Raw genomic sequence first — 23,644 nt, 5'->3', positions numbered from 1 at the left:
CGGCCACCGGATTGTTGCCTCCCTCGCCGACACCTATCCTCCCGCACTCATGTTAGCCATTAAGAATGCGATCTCAATCGATTTAAACCTCCGCGTCAATATCGCGCGACGCGGAGACTTAGGGTTGTAGCCAACACTCAGGCGGCGGCGAGCGCCGCCTCCGGCGGGGCCTTGGCTCCGGTCATGAAGGCCACGGCATCCGACATCGTGTATTCCTTTGGATCGATGACGGTGAGCCTGCGGCCGAGCCGGTGGATATGGATACGGTCGGCGACTTCGAACACATGCGGCATGTTGTGCGAGATCAGCACGATCGGCAGCCCGCGCCGCTTCACGTCGAGGATCAATTCCAGCACGCGCCGGGATTCCTTGACGCCCAAGGCGGCAGTCGGCTCGTCCATGATGACGACCTTGGAGCCGAAGGTGGCAGCGCGCGCCACCGCCACGCCCTGGCGCTGGCCGCCAGACAGTGTCTCGACCGACTGGCTGATATTCTGGATGGTCATCAGGCCAAGCTCAGTCAGCTTGTCGCGGGCGCGCTTTTCCATGGTCGTTCGGTCGAGCATACGGAACCAGTTGCCCAGGATACCTGGCTTCCTGATCTCGCGGCCCAGGAACATGTTGTCGGCGATCGACAGGGCCGGCGACAAAGCAAGGTTCTGGTAGACCGTCTCGATGCCGGCGTCGCGGGCTTCCATCGGCGCCTTGAAGTTGATCACCTTGCCTTCGAGACGGATTTCGCCTTCGTCGGGCGTCATCGCGCCTGAGATTGCCTTGATGAGCGAGGATTTGCCGGCACCGTTGTCGCCGATCACGGCGAGGATTTCGCCGGGATAGAGGTCGAAATCGGCCTGGTCGAGGGCGGTAACGCGCCCATAACGCTTGACCAGGCCGCGTGCGGTGAGAAGTGGTTCGGTCGACATTAGCCTGCAACCTTTCTGATCCACTGGTCGATGGCGACCGCGATGATGATGAGCGCGCCGATCAACAGATATGTCCACTGCGGGTCGGTGCCGATCAGGCGCAGGCCGAGCTGGAACACGCCGACAATCAGCGCCCCAAACAGCATGCCGAGGATCGAGCCACGCCCGCCGAACAGCGAGACACCGCCGATCACCACTGCAGTAATGGATTCGATGTTGGCGAATTGGCCAGCGGTCGGTGAAACCGAGCCGATGCGTCCGATGAGCACCCAGCCGCCGAGCGCGCAGATCAGCCCGGAGATGACGTAGACGGAGATAAGTACCCTGTTGACGCGCACGCCGGAAAGCTGGGCTGCCTCGGGATCGTCGCCGATGGCATAGACGTGCCGGCCCCAGGCGGTCTGGTTCAAAATGTACCAAAGCACCAACACCAGGAGCACCATGGCGACCACGCCATAGGTGAAGACCGCATTGCCAAGCCTGAACGTCCCACCGAACAATTGGAGGATCGGCGCTTGCGCTTCGATATCCTGGGCGCGGATCGTCTCATTCGCCGAATACAGAAAATTGGAGGCGAGCACGATCTGCCACATACCAAGTGTGACGATGAACGGCGGCAGCCTCATATAGGCGACAAGCACGCCGTTGATCCACCCGCAGAAGGCGCCGACGGCGAAGCCGCACAGGATCGCCAGCGACGGTGGCAAGCCATAGCGGAAGGTGAACTGTCCCATCACCACCGATGACAGCACCATGATGGCGCCGACCGAGAGATCGATGCCGGCAGTCAGGATGACCAGCGTCTGCGCCGCGCCGATGATGCCGGTGATGGCGACCTGCTGCAGGATCAGCGTCATCGAGAATGCAGAGAAGAACTTGCCGCCTATGATGACGCCGAAGGCGATCAGCGAGGCGACCAGCACGATCAGCGGCACCGCCGCCGGATTTGAATGCAGGAAGTGCTGGATTTTTTCGACAGGCGAGCGTGTGTGCGTGTCGAAGCTTGCCACTGACGTGTCGCTGGCCGAGAGAACCTTCTCGAACTCCTGCGGTCGCCTGGCATCTGCCGATGCGTCAGACATGTCGAATTCCTCCCAATGAGGGATTTTGATCCCTCTTGTGGGAAGGGCGACCAAGGGGCCGCCCTTCGTCTGAAGAGAGTGTCACGCCGTCAGGCGCTCAGATCAACCCCAGCACTTGGCCAGGCCGGTCTTGACGTCGATGGAGTCCACGCCCTTGGCAGGCTTGTCGGTCACCAGCGCCACGCCGGTGTCGAAGAAGGCCTTGCCTTCGGTCGGCTTGGGCTTTTCGCCGGTGTCGGCAAACTTCTTGATCGCCTCGATGCCGAGGGCAGCCATGGCCAGCGGATATTGCTGCGAGGTTGCGCCGATAACGCCGGCCTCGACGTTCTTGACGCCCGGGCAGCCGCCGTCGACGGAAACGATCAGCACGTTCTTTTCCATGCCGACAGCCTTGAGAGCCTCATAGGCACCCGCGGCGGCAGGCTCGTTGATGGTATGGACGACGTTTAGGCCGGGATCCTTCTGGAGAAGATTTTCCATGGCCTTGCGGCCGCCCTCTTCGTTGCCGTTGGTGACGTCATGTCCAACGATGCGGGCATCGTCCTCGTCACCGATTTTGTTGGGATCTTTCACGTCAATGCCGAAGCCCATCATGAAGCCCTGGTCGCGCAAAACGTCGACGGTGGGCTGCGATGGGGTCAGGTCGAGGAAAGCAACCTTGGCATCCTTGGCCTTGTCGCCGAGAGTCGCGGCGGCCCACTGGCCGATCAGCTTGCCGGCAAGCAGGTTGTCGGTGGCGAATGTCGCGTCAGCCGCATCGGCAGGCTCAAGCGGGGTGTCGAGCGCGATCACCAGAATGCCCGCATCGCGCGCCTTCTTGATCGTCGGCACGATGCCCTTGGTGTCGGAAGCCGTAATCAGGATGCCCTTGGCGCCGTCGGCGATGCAGGTCTCGATCGCCGCGACCTGGCTTTCGCTGTCGCCGTCGATCTTGCCGGCGTAGCTCTTGAGGCTGACGCCGATCTCTTTTGCCTTGGCGGTAGCGCCTTCCTTCATCTTGACGAAGAAGGGATTGGTGTCGGTCTTCGTGATCAGGCATGCGCCAACATCGGCAGCCGAAGCGGGTGCTGCGAAACCGGCAAGTGCCGCAACTGCCGCACCAAAGACGGTCGTCTTCAGAACTGAAAACTTCATCGGGTACTCCTCCCAAAATCAAACCATGCGGTCCCGTCCGCCGGGCACCGCCCCGGACACTCATGCACTCTTCCCAGTCGAGTATCCGGCACCAACGAAACACCAAACGCCATCGTGAGTCAATAATTAAATCACTCTTATTTATTATTGACAGGATTGCGGTCGGCCCGCATTCTGTCCCAAAACAAGAAGATGGAAATTACGGGGAGGAAGCCGGTGGAGGCCGGGAGTGTGAGGCACGGTTCGCCAGATGCTGCGGAGAGCCCGCAGCCGCGCGGCACCAACCAAAGTGGCATGCGCGATCACAACGAGCGGCTGGTGCTGTCGCTGGTGCGGCAAAGCGGTGCGCTGGCCAAATCCGACATCGCGCGGATGACTGGCCTGTCGGCCCAGACGGTCTCTGTCATCATGCGCGAGCTGGAGGTTGAAGGCCTGCTGCTCCGACAAGCGCCGGTGCGCGGCAAGATCGGCCAGCCATCCATCCCGATGTCGCTCAATCCCGATGGCGCCTATTTCATCGGCCTCAAGATCGGACGGCGCAGCGCCGAGCTCGTGCTCATCGATTTCTTGGGCCAGACACGCGCGATGCTGCAGAACTCCTATCGCTACCCTACCCCGCGCGACACCATCGACTTCGTCAAATCGGGCATCGCCCAGATGCGCGCAACGCTGAAGCGCGAGCAGGACCAGCGCATCGCAGGTCTCGGCGTCGCCATGCCTTTCGAGCTGTGGAACTGGGTCGATACAGCGGGCGCGCCGCGCGAGATCATGGACGAATGGCGCAACCGCGATATCCGCGCTGACCTGCAGGCGCTGTTCGGGTTCCCCGTCTATCTGCAGAACGACGCGACCTCGGCCTGCGGTGCGGAGCTGGTGTTCGGCGACATCGGCACACTGCGCGACTTCGTCTATTTCTACATCGGCGCCTTTGCCGGCGGCGGCGTTGTGCTCAATGGCAGGCTCTATGGCGGGCCGACCGGCAATGCCGGGGCGCTCGGGTCGATGCCCGTCCCCGGACCAGGCGGCAAGCCGACCCAGCTCATCGATATCGCATCGATTGCCGTGCTCGAAAAGTCGTTGAATGCCAAAGGCATCGAGGCCGCCTATCTCTGGACCTCGCCGGAAGAATGGGGCGATCTCGGCCCGGAGCTGGATGCGTGGATCGCAACGGCATCGGATGCGCTTGCCTACGCCATCGTTGCGTCGGCGTCCGTCATCGATTTTGAATGCGCCGTCATCGACGGCTGGATGCCTTCGACGATCCGTGCCCGCCTCGTCGAAGCGGTGCAAGCCGCGATCGGCAAGATCGACATCGAAGGCCTGCGCATGCCGAGCGTTCGCGAAGGCACTGTCGGCATCCACGCCCGCGCCCTGGGCGGCGCCAGCCTGCCGCTGTCCGAACGGTTCCTCATCGGCTCGTCCGCACCGTCACGAGGGGTCTAAGCGTGCTCATAGGAATTCCCGCCCTACTCGGCCCGGACCTCTTGTTCACCCTGCGCGCCATGGGGCACGGCGATGAGATCGCCATTGTCGACGGCAACTATCCCGCCCTTGAACATGGCCGACGCGTCATCCGTGCCGATGGGCTCGACCTGATCCCGGTGCTCGACGCCGTGCTGCAGGTGTTGCCCGTGGACGACTTCGTTCCACAGGCGATTTTCCGGTCGTCTGTCAAAGGCGATCCGGCCTTGTCCGACCCGGTGCACGAAGAGATCGAAGCGGTCTGCGCCACGCGCGCGCCCAGCTTCGCCGTCGTGCCGCTCGCCGGCAATGCTTTTTATGAACGTGTGAAAGCAGCGCACACGATCATTGCCACAAGCGAGCCGAGGCTCTACGCCAATGTCATTATCCGCAAGGGCGTCATCTATCCAAAGGGAACCGGCAAGCCATGATCCTGTGCTGCGGCGAGGCGCTCATCGACATGCTGCCAAGGCAAAGCCAGGCGGGCGAACCGGCCTTTGCGCCTTACGCCGGGGGTGCGATCTTCAACTCGGCGATTGCGCTTGGGCGGCTCGGCGTACCGGTCGAGTTCTTTTCCGGGCTCTCCTCCGATCTGTTTGGCCAGCAAATCCGCGAGGTCCTTGCGGCCAGCAATGCCGGCTCGCGTTATGCCGATGTCTCGGCGCGGCCGACAACGCTTGCCTTCGTGCGCCTCACTGACGGACACGCGACTTACACTTTCTACGACGAGAACACCGCCGGGCGCATGCTCACCGAAGCCGACTTGCCAGCACTTGGCGATGACATCGACGCCATGCTGTTTGGTGCGATCAGCCTGATCCCCGAGCCGTGCGGCTCTACCTATGAAGCGCTGATGAAGCGCGAGCACGAAAACCGCGTGATGATGTTCGACCCCAACATCCGGCCGGGTTTCATCCAGGACAAGCAGGCTCATCTCGAACGCATGCAGCGAATGCTTGCCATGGCCGACATCGTCAAGCTCTCCGACGAGGATCTGTCATGGTTCGGCGAGACCGGCAGTCATGACGAGATTGCAGCGCGCTGGCTGCGCAAGGGACCCAAGCTGGTCATCATCACCAAGGGCAGCAAAGGTGCTACCGCCTACTCCGACAAGCACACGGTTTCGGTGACGTCGGAAAAGGTCGCCGTGGTCGACACTGTCGGCGCCGGCGACACTTTCAATGCAGGCGTGCTCGCCGCGCTGCACGAACAGAATGTTCTGACCAAGGGCGCCATCGCCGAGCTGTCCAAAACAGCCATCGAAAAGGCGCTGTCGCTCGGTGCACGGGCCGCTGCGGTCACCGTTTCACGCGCGGGCGCAAACCCGCCATGGCGGCGCGAATTGGCCTGAATCAGGCGCTTTCGGGCGAAATGGCCGATCACTTTATGTTTCGCTTCGCCAAGCCGGCTCAGCAGCCTGCTCGCGAAATCCCATGTTTTCCGCCAATTTGAGCGCGAAATCGCTGCAACCGAAAGTAACGAGAACCGCAGGCGCGCCTTGGATGCCGCAGGGCGCTCGTCTTTTTCGCTTTCGGCAACTCTGCTATCAGCGGCCCGAAGAAAACGATTGGGTTTTGGGGCAATAATGCAGTTCATCGATCTCGGCGCACAGCGCGAAAGAATCCGCGACCGTCTGAAGGCGGCAATTGACAAGGTCGTCGACGACGGCCGCTACATCCTCGGCCCAGAAGTCACCGAGTTCGAAAACCAGCTGGCAAAGTATGTCGGCGTCAAGCATGTCGTGGCCTGTGCCAACGGCACCGACGCGCTGCTGCTGCCGCTACTTGCCTCGGGCATTGGTCCCGGCGATGCGGTGTTCGTACCGAGCTTCACCTTCGCTGCGACCGCCGAAGTGGTGGCGCTCGCCAAGGCCGAGCCGGTGTTCGTCGACATCGAGCCCGATACCTACAACATCGACATCAACAGCCTCGAAGCTGCCATCGCCATGATCAAGGCGGAAGGTCGCCTCAAGCCCAAGGCGATCATCCCCGTCGATCTGTTCGGCATCGCCGCCGACTATGCAGCACTCGACGCCATCGCCAAGCGCGAGAACCTTTTGGTCATCGAAGACGCCGCCCAGTCGATCGGCGGTTCGCAGGATGGCAAGATGTGCGGCGCTTACGGCCATGTCGCGGCAACCAGCTTCTATCCGGCCAAGCCGCTCGGCTGCTACGGCGACGGCGGTGCGATGTTCACCAATGACGACGCGTTCGCCGCGCGCCTGCGCTCCTTTGCCTTCCACGGCAAGGGCGAGACCCAGTACGACAACATCCATGTCGGCCTGAACTCGCGCCTCGACACGCTGCAGGCAGCGATCCTGATCGAAAAGCTCGCCATCCTGGAAGACGAGATGGAGGCGCGTGCCCGCGTCGCCAAGCGTTATGCCGACGGCCTCGGCGACGTGGTGAAGGCCTCCCGCGCTCCCACCGGTGGTCGCTCGGCATGGGCCCAGTACGCCATCGAGACCGCGGACCGCGACGGCCTGAAGAAGCACCTCCAGGAGCAAGGCATTCCGTCGGTCATCTATTACGTGAAGCCGCTGCATGTGCAGGTGGCCTACAGCCACTACCCCCGCACTCCGGGTGGCCTGCCCGTATCGGACGCGGTGCCGGGCACCATCTTGTGCCTGCCGATGCATCCCTATCTCAGCGAAGCCGATCAGGACCGGATCATCACCACGATCCGCAACTATGTCGGCTCCAACTCGGCCAAGATCGCGGCCGAGTAAGCCGCGACTTTCTGATCAGTAAATGAAGGCCGGATCGATGATCCGGCCGCTCGAGACAAAATGCGGATTGGCGAAATCCGCATCGTCCGCTTGGTTGCGCTTGCCGTAGACGAGCGATTTGCCATCCAGCGTGTGAGTGCTCCCGCCCGCTGCACGCAGAACGGCATCGCCGGCTGCCGTATCCCATTCCATGGTCCTGCCAAAGCGCGGGTAGAGGTCCGCCTCGCCGGACGCCACCAAGCAGAATTTCAACGACGACCCCACCGAAACGATTTCCGCAGCTGAAACCTTCTTGATGAAGGCATCGGTCTCGGGCGTACGGTGCGAACGGCTGGCAACGATGGTCAGCGGCTGACGGCCTTCGCGCACATGAATGCGATGACGCTCCGAGATGGGCTTGCCGTCGCGTGCCTCGAAGGCTTCCGCGCGACCTGGACGACCGGAAAAGAAACGGCCGGTGCATGGCGCATAAACCACGCCAATTTCAGGCGCGCCGTCCCTGATCAGCGCGATATTGACCGTGAAATCGGTGTGGCGCCTGACGAATTCCTTGGTGCCGTCGAGCGGATCAACAAGGAAGAACGCACGGCCAAGCTCAGGTGGAACCACGCCTTCGGCTGTCTCCTCCTCGGCAACGCACGGCACGTCGGGATAGGCCGCACGCAGGCCTGCAAGTATCACGCGCTCGGCGGCACGATCGGCCTGCGTGACCGGCGAGGCATCCGCCTTGTCAGTCACCGTGATCCCGGAGTGGAAGACCTCCATCACCGCGCGCCCGGCATCGAGCGCCAGGCGTTCGAGCAGTTCGAGGATCGCCTCGTCAGATGCCGCCGCCGTCGTCGTACTGATGCTCTGCAAAGTCTCGCTCATTCAGCCAGTTCTCGACCGTCTCGACCATCTCTTCAGGCGTCTTGCCCAGAGTCTGAAGATGAATCTCAGGTTTTTCCGGCGTTTCATAGGGTGAATCGACGCCAGTGAAATTCTTGATCGCACCGGAGAGCGCACGTGCATAGAGCCCCTTGGGATCGCGCTTGGCACATTCCTCGAACGGGGTGTCGACAAAGACTTCGACGAACTCGCCCTGCCCCATCATTTCCCGCGCCATTCGGCGTTCGGCACGGAAGGGCGAAATGAACGACACGATGACGATCAGGCCGGCGTCGGCCATCAGCTTGGCGACTTCGGCGACCCGACGAATATTTTCGACCCGGTCTTCGTCAGTGAAGCCGAGATCCCGGTTGAGGCCGTGGCGGACATTGTCGCCATCGAGCACGTAGGTGTGGCGACCGGCCGCGTGCAGCTTCTTTTCCAGGAGGTTGGCGACCGTCGACTTGCCTGAGCCTGACAGGCCGGTGAACCAGAGTACCGAAGGACGCTGGTTCTTGAGGTCCGCACGCGCCGTGCGCGACACATCGAGCGACTGCCAGTGGATGTTTTCCGAGCGGCGCAGCGCATGCACGATCATGCCGGCACCAACAGTGGCATTGCTGATTCGGTCGATCAGGATGAAGGCACCGGTGGTGCGGTTGTCGGCAAAGCTGTCGAAGGCGACGGGCGACTGGGTCGAGATGTTGCAGACGCCGACCTCGTTCATTTCCAGCGACTTCGCCGCCTCATGGGCGAAATCATTGACGTTGATGCGGTATTTGAGATCGGTGACCGTGGCACTCGCCTGGTCGGTCTCTGTGCGCAGGATATAGGAGCGGCCGGGCAAAAGCGCGTTTTCGTCGAACCACACGACATTGGCGGCGAACTGGTCGGCGACATGTGGCCGCGCGTCAGGCGTAACCAGCACATTGCCACGTGACACCTCGACCTCGTCGTCGAGCACCAGCGTAATCGCCTGGCCGGCAACCGCAGTGCTGAGATCACCGCCATGGGCAACGATGCGCTTGACCCTCGATGGCTTGCCCGACTTGGCAACGACGACCTCATCGCCCTGCGAGATCGAGCCCGAGGCGATCGTGCCGGCGAAACCGCGGAAATCGAGATTAGGCCGGTTCACATATTGCACAGGAAAGCGGAACGGACGCGCGGCCGGCTCTTCCTCGACCACCACGGTTTCGAGATGTTCGATGAGCGTCGGGCCCGAATACCAGTCCATCTTGTCCGAGCGCCGCGTGACGTTGTCGCCGAAGCGCGCAGACATCGGGATCGGCACAATCGACTTGAAGCCAAGGCTCGCGGCAAAGGCGGCATACTCGGCCGTGATGCGCTCGAACACATTCTGGTCGAAGCCGACAAGATCGATCTTATTGATCGCAACCACGATGTTCTTGATGCCCAGCAGCGAGGCGATGATCGAGTGGCGCCGCGTCTGGCGCAGCACGCCCTGGCGCGCGTCGACCAGAACGATGGCGAGATCTGCCGTCGAGGCACCGGTCGCCATGTTGCGCGTGTATTGTTCGTGGCCGGGCGTGTCGGCGACGATGAACTTGCGCTTGGGCGTGGCGAAAAAGCGGTAGGCGACATCGATGGTGATGCCCTGCTCGCGCTCGGCTTCCAGCCCGTCGACGAGAAGCGCGAAGTCGACGTCCTCGCCCGTGGTGCCGTGCTTGCGCGAGTCGCGCTCGAGCGCTGCGAGCTGGTCCTCGAAAATCTGCTTGGTATCGGACAAAAGACGACCGATCAGCGTCGACTTGCCGTCATCGACCGAGCCGCAGGTCAAGAAACGCAGCAGCGATTTCTGCTCCTGCGCTGCGAGGTAGTCGCGGACGCTTTCGGCGGCCTCGATCTTGGTGGCCATGGCGTGGCGCATTCTCAGAAATACCCTTCGCGCTTCTTCTTTTCCATCGAGCCGGCTTCGTCGCGGTCGATGAGGCGTCCCTGCCGCTCCGAGGTGCGGGCGATCAGCATCTCGCTGACGATGCCTTCGAGGCTGTCGGCGTCGGATTCGATCGCGCCTGTCAGCGGGTAGCAACCGAGCGTGCGGAAGCGCACCAGCTTGTTTTCCACCACCTCGCCGGGATGCAGCTTCATGCGGTCGTCGTCACGCAGGATCAGCATGCCATCGCGTTCGACCACTGGCCGATGCTTGGCGAAATAGAGCGGCACGATGGGGATGTTTTCCTGAAGGATGTACTGCCAGATATCGAGCTCGGTCCAGTTGGACAGCGGGAAGACGCGGATCGATTCACCCGGTGAAACACGCGTGTTGAAGATCTTCCACATTTCCGGGCGCTGGTTCTTCGGATCCCACGCATGCTGGGCATTGCGGAACGAGAAGATGCGCTCCTTGGCACGCGATTTCTCCTCGTCGCGCCGCGCGCCGCCAAAGGCTGCGTCGAAGCCGTATTTGTCGAGCGCCTGGCGCAGACCAACCGTCTTCATCACATGCGTATGGGTGTTCGAGCCATGATCGAACGGGTTGATATTGTCCCGTACGCCATCCGGGTTGACGTGGACGAGCAGGTCAAAGCCGAGTTCGCGCGCCATGGCATCGCGGAAGGCGATCATCTCGCGGAACTTCCAGGTCGTGTCGACATGGAGGAACGGAAATGGCGGCTTGGCCGGATAGAACGCCTTCATCGCCAGATGCAGCAGGACCGAGGAATCCTTTCCCACGGAATAGAGCATCACAGGCTTGGAAAATGTGGCCGCGACCTCACGGAAAATGTGGATCGCCTCCGCCTCGAGACGGTCCAGGTGAGTCAATCTGGCAAGCATTGCAAAGCCTTCGGAAATCGTTCCTGGTCGCGGCTTTGGCGCCGAAATGACCTGTTGCGCGCATTGTCCCGACAAACAGGCGGTGTCTCAAGCAGCGCAAGACCAAATTTCGCGGCCGGCCAAGTCAGTTTTGCCCCCCGCGCCACGTCTGCGGGAATGCAATTCCACCGCGTGTGCGAACAGGGTCCGAAGCGTGGATAGAGGCGCCTGTTTATCCACGCCCTTTCCGACGGCCGTATCATTGCTCCAAAGCCAACCACAGGAGCCGGCCTTGGAACAAACAACCAATCTGAAAATGCCCTTCATCATGCCTTCGCAGGCACAGAAGCACGTCACCCACAACGAGGCGCTGCTGGCGCTCGATGTTGTGGTGCAGCTGTCGGTGCTCGACCGGCATCTGGCCGCACCGCCCGCACTGCCAGCGGAAGGTGACCGCTACATCGTTGCTGCGGCGGCAACCGGTGCCTGGATCGGCAAGAGCGGCCAGATTGCTGCCTGGCAGGACGGTGCCTGGGCATTCCATCCCCCGGCCAGGGGTTGGCTCGCCTGGGTGGCCGATGAACAGCGCCTCTTCGCCTTTGACGGCAGCGCCTGGCAGGATGCAGTTGCACTCGGCATCAATCCGGCCGCCATGGTCGGCGTCAACACCACCGCCGATGCCACCAACCGACTGTCCGTGAAGAGCCAGGCCGTGCTGTTCGACAATCTGGGCGCGGGACAGCAGGTCAAGATCAACAAGGCCGCAGCAGGCGACAACGCCTCGCTGCTGTTTCAGACGGGCTATTCAGGCCGGGCCGAGTTCGGTCTCGCCGGCGATGACGACTGGCACGTCAAGGTTTCGCCGGACGGCTCCGCATGGACCGAGGCGCTGAAGGTCAGTCGCACGGACGGGCGGGTGCTTTTGCCGGCAGGCCTGGCACTGTCCGACCAGAACCAGGCCGTGGCGAGGCGGCATGTGCGCGAGATGCTCGCAGCCAACCGGACTTACTATGTCCGCACCGATGGGGCCGACGCCAACACAGGGCTCGCGGACACAGCCAGCGGCGCGTTTCTGACAATCCAGAAAGCGCTCAACGTCGCTGCAAGCCTCGATATGGCCGGCTTCACGGTTACCATCCAGATTGGCGACGGCACCTATAGCGGCGCAATCGACATCCCAGCCACGCTGGGCCAGGCGAGTACCGCAGGTCTGGCCATCGCCGGCAACAGCGCCACCCCCGGCAACGTGATCGTCTCAACCACGTCGGCCAGCGCAATCTCTGCTGCGGAAGGCACGCGCTGCCTGGTCAAGAACCTGGAGCTCAGGACAACCACCAGCGGCTTTGGCCTCAATGCCGACGGCGGCACGATCCAGTTCCAGAATGTCAGGTTCGGCGCTTGCGCCCAGGGCCACATCATGTGCCACAACAGCGGCACGGCAACCGCCACAGGCAACTACGCCATTTCGGGCGCATCGCCGATCCATTTGTGGGCGCGCAGCGGTGGAACGATCAACACCGAGGCCCGAACGGTGACGCTGACCGGAACGCCGACATTTGCCACCGCTTTCGCCTTTTGCCAGAACGGCGAAATCTCATGCGGCGGCATGACCTTCGTTGGTTCAGCCACTGGCGCCCGTTACAACACCACCCTCAACGGCGTGATCAATTCCGCTGGCGGTGGCGCTGCCTATCTGCCGGGCAATGCCGCTGGCAGTGCCGCAACGGGGGGCCAGTATGCCTGACCGGTTGCTTTGCTACTGGACGCGGTAATACCTGCCGTACCAGTCGACGAAGCGGACCAGCCCCTCTTCGATCGGCGTGTGTGGAAGCTCGCCGATCAATGCTTCGAGGTCGCTCACGTCAGCCCAGGTGCTGAGCACATCGCCCGGCTGCAGCGGCATGAAATTCTTCACCGCCTCGCGGCCCGTCGCGCGTTCGAGGATGCGGATCATCTCCATCAGATGTTCCTTGCGGCGATTGCCGATGTTCATCACCCGGTGCGGCGCCCAGCTGCCCGATGCACCGCCGGCTGAGATGTCGTAATCAGAGTCGGCTTTGGGCGGCAGATCGATCAGGCGCACGATCCCTTCGACGATGTCGTCGATGTAGGTGAAGTCGCGGTACATGTCGCCGCCATTGTAGATGTCGATGGTCTCGCCGGCGAAGATGGCGCGGGTGAATTTGTAGTAGGCCATGTCGGGCCGGCCCAAAGGTCCGTAGACCGTGAAGAAGCGCAAGCCGGTCGCCGGCACGCCGAACAAATGGCTGTAGGTGTGCGCCATCAGCTCGTTGGCCTTCTTGGTCGCCGCATACAGGCTGACCGGATGGTCGACGCCGTCGCGCGGCGAATAGGGCTGCTTCTTGTTGCCGCCATAAACAGAACTCGACGACGCGTAGATCAGGTGTTTCGGCGGCGTCGCGCGGCAGTTTTCGAGGATGTTGAGGAAGCCGGTGATGTTGGCGTCGACATAAGCTTGGGGATGATCGAGCGAATAACGCACGCCGGCTTGAGCGGCGAGATTGATGACGATCTCGGGCCGGCATTCAAAAGCGGCCTTCACCGCGGCCGCATCGGCGAGATCGGCCTGGATGAAGCGGAAATCGCCATGTTCGGCGAGCATTTCAAGTCGCGAGCGCTTGAGCGAGGTGTCGTAATAGTCGGTCACGCTGTCAAAACCGACGACATCATAGCCCTCGGCCAAGAGCCGTCGTGCAACGTGAAAACCAATGAAGCCGGCCGTGCCCGTGACAAGAACAGTCATGATTTCCGTCTCTTCAAATGCAAAACGCCCCGGCCTTTCTAAAGCCGGGGCGTTCGCAAATCCATTGCTCTGTGCGGGCTGATCAGCCCTTCTTGGGCAGAAGCGCCCAGATGGCCGGAACGGCGGCAGCGGCAAGTGCCACCTTGATCAGGTCTGGCACGATGAACGGCACGACGCCGAACCGCCAGGACTTTTCGGCACCGATCAGCAGCGACAGCCACGAGAAGCCGAGCGCCATCATGACGATCTCGGCGACGAGCATCGCGCCAAGCATCTTGACGATGCTGCGGCCCCAGCCGCGATCGACGGCCCAGCCAACGATTGCCGCCATGGCAACGAAGCCCAGGAGATATCCGCCGGTCGAGCCGAGCATGTAGGCAATGCCGAGGCCCTTTTCAGGCGTGCTCTGGAACACCGGATAACCCATGGCGCCCTGCGCCATATAGAGCAGCAGCGTCGCCACGCCGAGGCGCAGGCCGTAGGCAGCGCCGATGCCGAGAACGACGAGCGTCTGCAGCGACATGTCGACTGGTCCGAGCACGACCTTGGTCTTGGCCGAAGCGATAAGCAGCATCGAACCCGCGACAGCCAGCAGCAGCTGGGTCGCCAGGCGCATTGCACCCTTTTCGGGCAGCGCCGCGGAAACGAGCGCGGTGGAACTGGATGCAACAGCCATGTAAATCCCCTTGTGGTATGCGCGCCGAGGCGTGCCAGATGTTGTTTTCCCTATATTGTCTTCCGTGCTAAGCGGCAAACGAATTTGCCGTTCGCTCCTCGGACTCACAGATATCGGCTGGCCATGTCTCTCGATTTCGACAAACGCTTCGAACCCGCCTACGGCCAGCCTGTCGCTGTCGCGGATAGCATTGTGCGGGTCACCGCCAACAATCCGAGCGCCTTCACCTTCCACGGCACCAACAGCTACATCATCGGCGACGAAACGCTGGCGATCCTTGATCCCGGTCCCGACAATGACGCCCATCTCGAAGCGCTGGTCCGGGCCATTGCAGGCCGTCCTGTCAGCCACGTCTTCGTCAGCCACACCCATCGCGACCACTCGCCGCTCGCTGCCCGGTTGAAGGCGCTGACCGGGGCTGTGACCGTCGCCGAAGGGCCGCATCGCTCGGCGCGACCGTTGCGAATCGGCGAAGTTGCCCCGCTCGACGCCAGCAGTGATACCGACTTCGTTCCCGACCTGGTCGTTGGCGATGGCCAGGTCATCGATGGCGACGGCTGGCGCATGCGCGCCGTGCTGACGCCGGGCCACGCGGCGAATCACGCGGCGTTTGCGCTCGAAGGCACCGGCATCCTGTTTTCAGCCGACCATGTCATGGCCTGGTCGACCTCGATCGTGGCACCACCTGACGGGGCGATGTCCGACTACATGGCCTCGCTTGAAAAGCTGATCCAACGAGACGACCGCATCTATCTGCCCGGCCATGGCGGCCCGGTCTTGGCGCCGCAAACGTTCGTGCGCGGGCTGAAGGCGCACCGCCAGATGCGCGAACACGCGATCCTCGAGCGCCTGATGGCCGGCGACTGCACGATTCCCGATATCGTGCAGGCGATCTATCGCGACACCGACCCCAGGCTTTATGGAGCGGCCGGCCTGTCGGTGCTCGCCCATCTCGAAGATCTTGTCGGGCGCGGCAAGGCGCTCAGCAGCGAAGCGCCGGCGATCGACAGCGTCTATTCCCCAGTCAAATAGCCTATTGCTCTGGCGTCGTGCTCGTCGCGGTTCCGGCCTGATTGGCGATCTCCTGATCAAGTTCGGTCAGGAAGCCGATGATGCGCTCGGCATTGTCGCCGAGGTCGTGGCGGCCGTAGCGCGAGGCAGAGCGCATGTCGACGAAGGTCGAGTCGCCGTCGTCCACCAGACGGATCACCACGTCGGAGGGCAAAGCGAGAATGTAGGTGCGCGCAACGGCTTCGATGTCGACCTCGCCAATTGCCTGGTCGACAGCCGGTGGCGGCACGACGATCTCCCAGCCTTGCCGCGCCAAAACGGCATTCACGCTGTCAAGAACACGGTCGAGCGACAGGTCGTAGCGCCGGCCGGCAACCAGCGGATAGGCCTGCGCTTGCAACGCGCGTTCCCCCGCTGTCGAGGGCTCCAGCCGGTTCATGGCCGGCGTGCGCAACGACATGGCCGCCGTCAATGCGGGTGGGTCTTCGACATCGGTCGAGATGTCGCGGAGCATGGGCATGGTGGCGATCTGGTAGGCTATGAAGCCAAAGGGCGCGAGCACGGCCAGTCCCAGCAAGGCGCCGACCGTCAGGTCGTGTCCGCCCCGGTCGCCGAATTTCCACAACCGCGAAAACGCAAGGCCCGAGAGCAGCAACGCCAAAGCGGCGAGCAATGCGACAATGCCGAGAACCCAGAAAAAGGCAGTGGTGTCGACAAGACCGCGACGATGGCCGAGCACGGCGGTGATCAGCAAAACGGCCGAGAAGGATGCCATGCCCCGGGACAGGCCAGCCGCGCGCGTGGTGCGCTGCTCAACATATCGCGTCTGAAACTCAACCATAAAACCCGTTACCCACCCTGCACCCAGCATCGCCGTCCCCACGGCATACATCGCTGCGGACTCAAACTAGAGCGTTTCCTTCGACGGTTGAAGCGGAAAGGCGGCATGGGCCGCCGTCCCGCACATGAACCTGTCAAATGGCAGTGTCCGTGGGCAGACGATAATCCTTGAACGTCTCGCGCAAGGCCATCTTCTGGATCTTGCCGGTTGCGGTGTGAGGGATCTCGTCGACGAAGGCGACATCGTCCGGCATCCACCACTTGGCGACCTTGCCGTTGAGGAAAGCCAAGATGTCGGTCTTGTCAGGCTCCCTTCCCTGCTTGCGCACGATCACCATCAGCGGGCGCTCGTCCCAGCGCGAATGCTTGATGCCTATCACCGCGGCCTCCTGGACGTCGGGATGACCGACGGCGAGGTTTTCGAGTTCGATGCTGGAAATCCACTCGCCGCCCGACTTGATCACATCCTTGGAACGATCGGTGATCTGCATGTAGCCGTTGGTGTCGATATGGGCGACATCGCCGGTGTCGAACCAGTCGTCTGCGTCAAACTGCTCGGCGCTGGCGCCGCCGAAATAGGAGGCTGAGACCGCCGGACCGCGCACCTTGAGCCGACCGAAGGTCTTGCCATCCCAAGGCAGTTCATTGTTGTCGTCGTCGGTGATCTTCATCTCGACGCCGAACGGCGTATAGCCCTGCTTCTGCTGGATGTTCAGCCGGTCACTGCCTTCGAGATCGTCATATTCCGGCTTGATGGAGCACAACGTGCCGAGCGGCGACATCTCGGTCATGCCCCAGGCGTGGATGACCTCGACGCCATAGTTGCGCTCGAACTTCTCAGTCACCGTGCGCGGGCAGGCCGAACCGCCGATCACCACCTTGTTGAGATGCGGTAATTTCTTGCCGGTCTCTTCGAGATGCTGCAGCAGCATCAGCCACACGGTCGGCACGGCGGCGGTGAAGGTGACGCGTTCGGTGTCGAGCATTTCGTAGATCGAAGCACCATCCATCTTGCCGCCTGGCATGACGAGTTTCGCGCCGACCATCGGCGTGCTCTGGGCGAGCCCCCAGGCATTGGCGTGGAACATCGGCACAACCGGCATGACGACGTCGCGCACCGAAATGCCCATCGCGTCCGGCATCACCGCGATCATGGCATGCAACACGTTGGAACGGTGGCTGTAGACGACGCCCTTGGGATCGCCCGTCGTGCCCGAGGTGTAGCACATGCCGGCCGCCGCATGCTCGTCCAACGCTTTCCAGACATAGTCGCCATCGGCCTCGGCCAGCCACTCCTCGAAAGCCACGACATTGGGCAGCGCCGTTTGCGGCAAGTGGGCGGCGTCGGTCAGCACGATGATGCGCTTGAGCGACGGTACCTGCGGCGCGATCTTTTCCACCAGCGGCAAGAAGGTAAGGTCGACGAACAGCGCCTGGTCCTGCGCGTGGTTCATGATCCAGACCAGTTGCTCGGGAAAAAGGCGCGGGTTGAGCGTGTGGTAGACCCCGCCCATGCCCATGATGCCGTACCACGCTTCCATGTGGCGGGCGGAGTTCCAGGCAAGCGTGGCGATACGGTCGCCAACCTTGTAGCCGTCGCGCTCCAGCCGTTGCGCAATCTTCAGCGACCTTATGCGCAATTCGGCATAGTTGGTCCGGACAATGGGTCCCTCGATCGATCTCGACACGATCTCGCGATGCGGGTGCTGGCGGGCAGCGTGGTCAATGATCTTGTGGCACAGCAGCGGCCATTCCTGCATCAGTCCAAGCATGTGGATCCTCCCAGATCATATCTGGCCATTCTGGTCGCAATAGCTGTTTTGTCCAGCCTGACCAAAGTTCAGCCGAGCCGGCAAACCGTAGCGGCCATATTGCGGCCACGGTCGCGGTTAACCTTTATTACCGGCTGGTGTGGTGGGTAGAGTAATGTGAGGGATCACATGGATACGCAGCCGCGCGCGGAGGATGAAGTCCTGCCGCAGCATGACACGCAATCTGAAGAGCATGTTGCCCCCGAAGAATCCGATGCCGCTTCCGGCGTCCTGATGGCTGCCGACGAGGCCGATGGCGCTGACGAGCCGATCGCCGAAGCCACCGACGACCTTTCGCTGTCGGCGGAAGAACTGCTCGACGAAGCGGTCGGCACCGAGCCTGAAGCCCCGCTCGAAGACCTACCGGAAACGGCAGCCGCCGAAGGGCTAGAGCCTGGTGCGGAAGAAGCGACCGCCGACGAGCCGGCGTCGGTCGAACTTTCGGCCGATGAACGCACCGTCGAGGCTGTCGAGCGAATCCAAGTCGAGGTTCCGGCCATGGCACCGAGCGACGTTTCGGAGGCTGAGTTTACCCAGATGGTCGACGACGCTTTGGAAGCTGTAGGCGGCATCCTTCTGTTCAAGATGCGCCTCGATGAAGACGGAGACGACAAGCATGTCGCCGCCGCTTCGATTGGAGACGGTGCACGGCGTCAGTTCCTGCTGCTTTCGCTTCCCGTCAGCGGCGGCAAGCTCAAGGTGGAATCGGCCTCGCGCAGTACCAGCCCTCTGGCCAAGCTCGCCGTAGCCTATGTCGGGGTGGTCGAAGCGTTCCATGCCGCTGCCTGAGCCAATGCAGCGGCTTGCGCGTCCAAAAGGACGCGCAATATCTCAGTTCGTCGTGCCGTCCGTGCCATCGTCGTCGACATCGTCGAGGCGCACGAAGGCGTAGCCTTTTTCCCTGAGCTTCAGCAGCCCCTTGACCAGACCGCCGCCGGCAGCGTGCGTGGGCTGGTTGATGTGCGCGATGATGACGTCACCATCCTTGGCTGAAGAAACGCGGCGTTCGGTTTCGCGTGCGCCAAGCAACGAACCGCCGTCGCCATTGATCGAGTAGCCGGCGATCCTGAAGCCAAGCCCACGGATCAGCGCTATGGAGGTTGGGCTGTATTGCGCGGTCGCGCCGCGAAACCATTTTGGCGCCCGTCCGCCGTGGTCGGTCAGAGCCCGCGCGCCGGCCTCGACCTCGGCCTGAACGGCCTCGGCACTGCCAGCGCTTTTCAGCCCGTAGATGCTGCGGGGCGTATCGACAGCCGGAATGTGCCTGGCACCATGGTTTTCGAGCTCGAACAGCTCTGGATGCGCCTTCATGATCGCCAAGGCTTCGGCGTTCCGCTTCAGCCACATGCCAGTGACGAAGATTGTCGCCGGTATCTTGTTGTCGACGAGCGCCGAGAGGATGCGTGCATCGGTCTTGCCGCCGCATGCATCGAGCGTCAATGCCACGCGCGGGCTGGATTCGCCGGACGGCTTAAGACGCAGCCGGGGTTCGAGCAACGCAGCCGAAGCTGAAGAACTCACCAGCGCCGCAAGGCCGACGCCAATCAAAAACCTGCCAAACATACGCATGCGAATTTCCGGGTATTGCTGTCTCGAACTGCGGCCACTGGCACCTCAAATCTGGCGCCATGATGACGGCTGAGGCTATTTTGCCGTGGCGCTGGCCAGAACGGCTGGCATGCAATACCCTACGCGAGTTGCCTATGTAGGGTATGTTTCGTACCCTACGCCAAAGATTGATGTAGGGTACAGTCATGCGCTTCCCGCTCTCTGTTCACACTGCGTATCAGGATCTTCTCGAAGCCCACCGAATGCGCGACGTGAAGACCATCGCCGGATCTCCATTCCTCAAGGAGCTTCCACAGGGCAAATATTGGTACGCCCGGCAAAGAATCGGTGACAAGCCGGTCGATCGCTACATCGGCCCTGACAGTGAAGACCTTCGTCAGCGCATTGCGCGCATGCGGGAGGATATCGAAGACGACAAGACCTTTGAACGGCACTGTGCGTTGCTGGTTGCTCAGCTGCGTGCTGCCGGTCTCGTTACAGTGGATCGCCAAACTGGCAGCATACTGAACGCGATGGCGAGAGTGGGCGTGTTTCGCCTCGGTGGAACACTGGTTGGAACACACGCGTTCCGCCTCTATGGCGCCGAACTGGGATTTGCCTTTTCAGGCACGCTCGCAGTTACACAGGACGTCGACATCGCCGCATTCGAAAACCTCAAACTGGCGATCGACGACAAGGTCGATCCTTCGCTCGCTGAAACGTTCAAATCCCTGTCTCTGGAACCCGCGCCCGGCCTGGACCCGAAAGGAAGGTCAACGCGGTGGCGCTTGAAAGGCGGCGGAGCGATGGTCGACTTCCTGGCACCTCGCATGCAGAGCAAAAGCGAGATCGTCAGGCTAGAACCGCTGAACGTCTACGCGCAGACGCTTCCGTTCCTGAACTTCCTGATCGCGGAGCCGATACCAGCCGTGGCGTTATATCGGAGCGGCGTGCTGGTTCAGATACCGAAACCCGAACGTTATGCCGTACACAAGCTGATTGTCGCCCAAAGGCGAACCGGGCCGGGCTTGGCCAAAGTCGCAAAAGACCTGGCCCAAGCCGAAACGCTGATCCGTGTCCTGGTGGAGGATCGCCCCCAGGAACTGGCAATCGCTTATGAGACCGCTCTGGGCAACGGAACGAAATGGCGCGAAGCCATCAACGCATCGCTAAAGCAGCGGCCCGAAATCGGCCGCCTGCTTGGCGAGATCACCTGATGCAGCCGGTTATACCCAATCTGCTAAATGGGTATAACCAATCGCCTTCGCCTACCGCTTCGCCTTCACCGCTGCCTGTGCCGCTGCCAGCCGTGCGATCGGCACGCGGAAGGGCGAGCACGATACATAGTCGAGCCCGACGCTTTCGCAGAAGTGGATCGAGGCCGGATCACCGCCATGCTCGCCGCAGATGCCGAGCTTGATCTCGGGCCGCGTCGCCCTGCCCTTTTCCGCGGCGATCTTCACCAGTTCGCCGACACCTTCGATATCGAGCGAGACGAACGGGTCCTGCTCGATGATGCCCTTCTGGCGATAGGTCTCGAGGAACGACGCCGCGTCGTCGCGCGAGATGCCGAAGGTCGTCTGCGTCAGGTCGTTGGTGCCGAAGGAGAAAAATTCGGCCGCCTCGGCAATGACATGCGCACGGATCGCCGCGCGCGGCAGCTCGATCATCGTGCCGACGAGATAGTCGATGTTGACGCCTGTTTCCTGCATGACGCTCTTGGCAACCGCATCGATGCGGGCCTTGACGTAGTCGAGTTCCTTCATCAGGCCGACCAGCGGCACCATGATTTCCGGCACTACAGGGCTTCCGGTCTTCTTGCCGGCTTCGACCGCCGCCTCGAAGATGGCGCGCGCCTGCATCTCGGCGATCTCCGGATAGGAGACGGCAAGACGGCATCCGCGATGGCCGAGCATCGGGTTGAACTCGTGCAGCGCTTCGGTGCGCTGGCGCAGCTTGTCGGCCGGCACGTTCATCGCGGCGGCGACTTCGGCGATTTCGTCCTCGGTCTTGGGCAGGAACTCATGCAGCGGCGGGTCGAGCAGGCGGATCGTCACCGGCAGGCCGGCCATGATCTCAAACAGCTCGATGAAGTCCGAACGCTGCATAGGCAACAGCTTGTCGAGGGCCGTGCGCCTGTCCTTTTCGATGTCGGCGAGGATCATCTCGCGCATGGCAACGATGCGATCGCCGTCGAAGAACATGTGCTCGGTGCGACAAAGGCCGATGCCTTCGGCACCGAACGAACGCGCCATGCGCGCATCCGCCGGCGTTTCGGCATTGGTGCGCACCTTCATGCGGCGCGCCGCATCGGCCCATTCCATGATCGCGGCGAAATCACCAGAAAGTTCCGGCTGCAGCATCGGCACCGTGCCCTTCAGCACCTGTCCGGTGGAGCCGTCGATGGTGATGATGTCGCCCTTGCGGAAGGTGTGGCCCATGGTGATCAGCGTGCCGGCGCGGTAGTCGACGCGCAGCGATCCGGCACCCGACACGCAAGGCTTGCCCATGCCGCGCGCAACAACCGCCGCGTGACTGGTCATGCCGCCGCGCGTCGTCAGAATGCCTTCGGAGGCATGCATGCCGTGGATATCCTCGGGGCTGGTCTCGATGCGCACCAGGATGACCTTGCGGCCGGCCGACTTCAGCTCCTCGGCCTCGTCGGACGAGAACACGATCTCGCCGGTGGCGGCACCAGGCGACGCCGGCAGGCCGACCGCGATGACCTCGCGCTGCGCCTTGGGGTCGATGGTCGGGTGCAGCAGCTGGTCGAGCGAAGACGGGTCGATCCGGCAGATCGCCTCATCCTTGGTGATCAGCCCCTCGCCGGCCATCTCGGCGGCGATCCTGAGCGCTGCCTTGGCCGTGCGCTTGCCCGAACGTGTCTGCAGCATCCACAGCTTGCCGCGCTCGATGGTGAATTCGAGGTCCTGCATGTCGCGGTAGTGCTGTTCGAGGCGATTGGAGATCGCAACGAAAGAGTTGAACGCCTCCGGCATCAGCTTCTGCAGCGAGGGCTTGTCGGAGCCAGCGGCAATGCGTGCTGCTTCGGTGATGTTCTGCGGCGTGCGGATGCCGGCGACAACGTCTTCGCCCTGCGCGTTCACCAGGAACTCGCCATAAAGCATCTTGTCGCCGGTCGAGGGGTTGCGGGTGAAGGCAACGCCCGTGGCCGAGGTGTCGCCCATATTGCCAAACACCATGGCCTGGACGTTGACGGCCGTGCCCCAGCTCTCGGGAATGTCGTGCAGGCGGCGATAGGTGATCGCGCGGTGGTTCATCCAGCTTGAGAACACCGCACCGATGGCGCCCCATAGCTGCTCGTGCGGATCCTGCGGGAACGAGCGGCCAAGCTCTTCTTCGACCTTGGCCTTGTACAGCGCGATGACCGCCTGCCACTGCGTGGCGGTGAACTCGGTGTCGAGTTCGTAGCCCAGACGCGCCTTTTCCTCCTCAAGCAGCTCTTCGAACACTTCGTGATCGAGCCCGAGAACGACATCGGAATACATGGTGATGAAGCGGCGGTAGCTGTCATAGGCAAAACGCGCGTCGCCGGCATCGACAGCAAGCGCCTCGACGGTAACATCGTTGAGGCCGAGATTGAGCACTGTGTCCATCATGCCCGGCATCGAGGCGCGGGCGCCCGAGCGCACCGACACGAGCAGCAGGCTTTTGGGATCGCCGAAACGACGGCCGGTGATCGCACCGATATGATCGAGTGCCGAGCGAACATCGGCTTCCAGCGTTTCAGGATAGCTGCGGCCATTGCCATAATACCAGTTGCAGGCAGCCGTGGTTATGGTGAACCCGGGCGGAACCGGCAGGCCGAGACTGCACATCTCGGCGAGATTCGCCCCCTTGCCACCGAGCAGGTTGCGGTCGCTTGCGCGCCCCTCCGCTGCACCGTCGCCAAACCTGTAAACCCACTTGGTCATGCCGTCTCCTCGCCGACTGAGTGTGGAGCAGGACGGTGGCTGCCGCCCGCTTATGGGCCGAGCGATATGATGCTGCGCTGCGAAAG

At 62.3% G+C, this 23,644-nt stretch carries 20 protein-coding genes; 8 read left to right on the top strand and 12 right to left on the bottom strand.

The genetic code is table 11. From position 1 onward, the window contains the following. Positions 1–137 precede the first annotated feature (137 nt). The 3 genes from AC1DLV_RS14900 to AC1DLV_RS14890 all read right to left on the bottom strand — a co-directional run bounded on the left by AC1DLV_RS14900 (position 138) and on the right by AC1DLV_RS14890 (position 3,139). Positions 138–923, bottom strand: a complete 786-nt coding sequence (locus AC1DLV_RS14900; protein ID WP_476783496.1) for an ATP-binding cassette domain-containing protein — start codon at positions 921–923, stop codon at positions 138–140. Further along, positions 923–2,005, bottom strand: a complete 1,083-nt coding sequence (locus tag AC1DLV_RS14895; RefSeq protein ID WP_476800693.1) for an ABC transporter permease — start codon at positions 2,003–2,005, stop codon at positions 923–925. The genes AC1DLV_RS14900 and AC1DLV_RS14895 overlap by 1 nt, the downstream gene beginning before the upstream one ends. 102 nt (positions 2,006–2,107) lie before the next feature. Beyond that, positions 2,108–3,139, bottom strand: coding sequence for a substrate-binding domain-containing protein (locus tag AC1DLV_RS14890; protein ID WP_476800692.1), 1,032 nt, complete (start codon positions 3,137–3,139; stop codon positions 2,108–2,110). Positions 3,140–3,331: 192 nt separating this feature from the next. Here AC1DLV_RS14890 and AC1DLV_RS14885 point away from each other — a divergent pair, with 192 nt between their 5' ends. The 4 genes from AC1DLV_RS14885 (at position 3,332) to AC1DLV_RS14870 (ending at position 7,328) form a co-directional block, all read left to right on the top strand. Then, a complete protein-coding gene (locus AC1DLV_RS14885; RefSeq protein WP_476800691.1) occupies positions 3,332–4,582 on the top strand; it encodes an ROK family transcriptional regulator in 1,251 nt (416 codons plus the stop codon). A 2-nt stretch (positions 4,583–4,584) separates the two neighbouring features. Continuing rightward, positions 4,585–5,031, top strand: coding sequence for an RbsD/FucU family protein (locus AC1DLV_RS14880; RefSeq protein ID WP_476800690.1), 447 nt, complete (start codon positions 4,585–4,587; stop codon positions 5,029–5,031). Further along, positions 5,028–5,951, top strand: a complete 924-nt coding sequence (locus AC1DLV_RS14875; protein ID WP_476836177.1) for a carbohydrate kinase family protein — start codon at positions 5,028–5,030, stop codon at positions 5,949–5,951. The genes AC1DLV_RS14880 and AC1DLV_RS14875 overlap by 4 nt, the downstream gene beginning before the upstream one ends. Before the next feature lie 234 nt (positions 5,952–6,185). Beyond that, positions 6,186–7,328 carry a DegT/DnrJ/EryC1/StrS family aminotransferase gene (locus tag AC1DLV_RS14870; RefSeq protein ID WP_476800688.1) on the top strand — a complete coding sequence of 381 codons (1,143 nt, stop codon included), beginning with the start codon at positions 6,186–6,188 and terminating at the stop codon, positions 7,326–7,328. 15 nt (positions 7,329–7,343) lie between these two features. On the opposite strand, the gene cysQ is transcribed toward AC1DLV_RS14870, so the two are convergent. The 3 genes from cysQ to cysD are packed head-to-tail and all read right to left on the bottom strand — an operon-like array spanning position 7,344 to position 10,994. After that, complete coding sequence (gene cysQ, locus AC1DLV_RS14865; RefSeq protein ID WP_476800687.1) at positions 7,344–8,198, bottom strand: 3'(2'),5'-bisphosphate nucleotidase CysQ; 855 nt, start codon at positions 8,196–8,198, stop codon at positions 7,344–7,346. Then, positions 8,149–10,086 (bottom strand): sulfate adenylyltransferase subunit CysN, encoded by a 1,938-nt coding sequence (gene cysN, locus AC1DLV_RS14860; RefSeq protein ID WP_476800686.1) that lies wholly within the window; start codon positions 10,084–10,086, stop codon positions 8,149–8,151. Before cysN ends, cysQ begins: the two co-directional genes overlap by 50 nt. A gap of 2 nt (positions 10,087–10,088) precedes the next feature. Beyond that, a complete protein-coding gene (cysD, locus tag AC1DLV_RS14855; protein WP_476800685.1) occupies positions 10,089–10,994 on the bottom strand; it encodes a sulfate adenylyltransferase subunit CysD in 906 nt (301 codons plus the stop codon). Positions 10,995–11,265: 271 nt separating this feature from the next. Between cysD and AC1DLV_RS14850 the strand changes: the two genes are divergently transcribed. Beyond that, the gene (locus tag AC1DLV_RS14850) at positions 11,266–12,717 is read left to right on the top strand and encodes a DUF2793 domain-containing protein (protein ID WP_476800684.1); all 1,452 of its coding nucleotides are present in this window, start codon (positions 11,266–11,268) and stop codon (positions 12,715–12,717) included. 12 nt (positions 12,718–12,729) lie between these two features. On the opposite strand, the gene AC1DLV_RS14845 is transcribed toward AC1DLV_RS14850, so the two are convergent. Beyond that, entirely contained in the window at positions 12,730–13,737 is a 1,008-nt protein-coding gene (locus AC1DLV_RS14845) for an SDR family NAD(P)-dependent oxidoreductase (protein ID WP_476800683.1), read from the bottom strand. An 82-nt stretch (positions 13,738–13,819) separates the two neighbouring features. Beyond that, on the bottom strand, positions 13,820–14,413 hold the full coding sequence (locus tag AC1DLV_RS14840) for a biotin transporter BioY (protein WP_476800682.1): 594 nt from the start codon (positions 14,411–14,413) through the stop codon (positions 13,820–13,822). A gap of 123 nt (positions 14,414–14,536) precedes the next feature. Here AC1DLV_RS14840 and AC1DLV_RS14835 point away from each other — a divergent pair, with 123 nt between their 5' ends. After that, positions 14,537–15,445 (top strand): MBL fold metallo-hydrolase, encoded by a 909-nt coding sequence (locus AC1DLV_RS14835; RefSeq protein WP_476800681.1) that lies wholly within the window; start codon positions 14,537–14,539, stop codon positions 15,443–15,445. 1 nt (position 15,446) lies between these two features. Here the strand turns inward: AC1DLV_RS14835 and AC1DLV_RS14830 are convergent, their stop codons facing one another. Both AC1DLV_RS14830 and AC1DLV_RS14825 read right to left on the bottom strand, forming a co-directional pair. Continuing rightward, the gene (locus tag AC1DLV_RS14830; protein ID WP_476800680.1) at positions 15,447–16,265 is read right to left on the bottom strand and encodes a DUF1499 domain-containing protein; all 819 of its coding nucleotides are present in this window, start codon (positions 16,263–16,265) and stop codon (positions 15,447–15,449) included. A gap of 133 nt (positions 16,266–16,398) precedes the next feature. Next, positions 16,399–18,036 carry a fatty-acid--CoA ligase gene (locus AC1DLV_RS14825; RefSeq protein WP_476800679.1) on the bottom strand — a complete coding sequence of 546 codons (1,638 nt, stop codon included), beginning with the start codon at positions 18,034–18,036 and terminating at the stop codon, positions 16,399–16,401. 168 nt (positions 18,037–18,204) lie between these two features. Here AC1DLV_RS14825 and AC1DLV_RS14820 point away from each other — a divergent pair, with 168 nt between their 5' ends. Next, entirely contained in the window at positions 18,205–18,864 is a 660-nt protein-coding gene (locus tag AC1DLV_RS14820; protein ID WP_476800678.1) for a hypothetical protein, read from the top strand. 42 nt (positions 18,865–18,906) lie between these two features. On the opposite strand, the gene AC1DLV_RS14815 is transcribed toward AC1DLV_RS14820, so the two are convergent. Further along, positions 18,907–19,644 carry a polysaccharide deacetylase family protein gene (locus tag AC1DLV_RS14815; protein WP_476800677.1) on the bottom strand — a complete coding sequence of 246 codons (738 nt, stop codon included), beginning with the start codon at positions 19,642–19,644 and terminating at the stop codon, positions 18,907–18,909. 185 nt (positions 19,645–19,829) lie between these two features. Here AC1DLV_RS14815 and AC1DLV_RS14810 point away from each other — a divergent pair, with 185 nt between their 5' ends. Beyond that, positions 19,830–20,840 (top strand): nucleotidyltransferase family protein, encoded by a 1,011-nt coding sequence (locus AC1DLV_RS14810; RefSeq protein ID WP_476800676.1) that lies wholly within the window; start codon positions 19,830–19,832, stop codon positions 20,838–20,840. Between the two features lie 51 nt (positions 20,841–20,891). Here AC1DLV_RS14810 and ppdK read toward each other — a convergent pair whose 3' ends face one another. Then, a complete protein-coding gene (ppdK, locus tag AC1DLV_RS14805; protein ID WP_476800675.1) occupies positions 20,892–23,558 on the bottom strand; it encodes a pyruvate, phosphate dikinase in 2,667 nt (888 codons plus the stop codon). Positions 23,559–23,644 lie beyond the last annotated feature (86 nt).

The organism is Aminobacter sp. 01T433 (assembly GCF_056398585.1).
The sequence above is the reverse complement of the archived record's forward strand: the minus strand, read 5'-3'. Positions and strand labels throughout refer to the sequence as shown.

Coding starts and splice junctions, on each gene's coding strand:
- AC1DLV_RS14875 (WP_476836177.1), top strand. CDS start 5,028: ATGATCCTGTGCTGCGGCGAGGCGCTCATCGACATGCTGCCAAGGCAA.
- AC1DLV_RS14820 (WP_476800678.1), top strand. CDS start 18,205: ATGGATACGCAGCCGCGCGCGGAGGATGAAGTCCTGCCGCAGCATGAC.
- AC1DLV_RS14900 (WP_476783496.1), bottom strand. CDS start 923: ATGTCGACCGAACCACTTCTCACCGCACGCGGCCTGGTCAAGCGTTAT.
- AC1DLV_RS14895 (WP_476800693.1), bottom strand. CDS start 2,005: ATGTCTGACGCATCGGCAGATGCCAGGCGACCGCAGGAGTTCGAGAAG.
- cysD (WP_476800685.1), bottom strand. CDS start 10,994: ATGCTTGCCAGATTGACTCACCTGGACCGTCTCGAGGCGGAGGCGATC.
- AC1DLV_RS14870 (WP_476800688.1), top strand. CDS start 6,186: ATGCAGTTCATCGATCTCGGCGCACAGCGCGAAAGAATCCGCGACCGT.
- AC1DLV_RS14830 (WP_476800680.1), bottom strand. CDS start 16,265: ATGGTTGAGTTTCAGACGCGATATGTTGAGCAGCGCACCACGCGCGCG.
- AC1DLV_RS14885 (WP_476800691.1), top strand. CDS start 3,332: ATGGAAATTACGGGGAGGAAGCCGGTGGAGGCCGGGAGTGTGAGGCAC.
- AC1DLV_RS14825 (WP_476800679.1), bottom strand. CDS start 18,036: ATGCTTGGACTGATGCAGGAATGGCCGCTGCTGTGCCACAAGATCATT.
- AC1DLV_RS14810 (WP_476800676.1), top strand. CDS start 19,830: ATGCGCTTCCCGCTCTCTGTTCACACTGCGTATCAGGATCTTCTCGAA.
- AC1DLV_RS14835 (WP_476800681.1), top strand. CDS start 14,537: ATGTCTCTCGATTTCGACAAACGCTTCGAACCCGCCTACGGCCAGCCT.
- AC1DLV_RS14840 (WP_476800682.1), bottom strand. CDS start 14,413: ATGGCTGTTGCATCCAGTTCCACCGCGCTCGTTTCCGCGGCGCTGCCC.
- AC1DLV_RS14890 (WP_476800692.1), bottom strand. CDS start 3,139: ATGAAGTTTTCAGTTCTGAAGACGACCGTCTTTGGTGCGGCAGTTGCG.
- AC1DLV_RS14845 (WP_476800683.1), bottom strand. CDS start 13,737: ATGACTGTTCTTGTCACGGGCACGGCCGGCTTCATTGGTTTTCACGTT.
- cysN (WP_476800686.1), bottom strand. CDS start 10,086: ATGCGCCACGCCATGGCCACCAAGATCGAGGCCGCCGAAAGCGTCCGC.
- ppdK (WP_476800675.1), bottom strand. CDS start 23,558: ATGACCAAGTGGGTTTACAGGTTTGGCGACGGTGCAGCGGAGGGGCGC.
- cysQ (WP_476800687.1), bottom strand. CDS start 8,198: ATGAGCGAGACTTTGCAGAGCATCAGTACGACGACGGCGGCGGCATCT.
- AC1DLV_RS14815 (WP_476800677.1), bottom strand. CDS start 19,644: ATGCGTATGTTTGGCAGGTTTTTGATTGGCGTCGGCCTTGCGGCGCTG.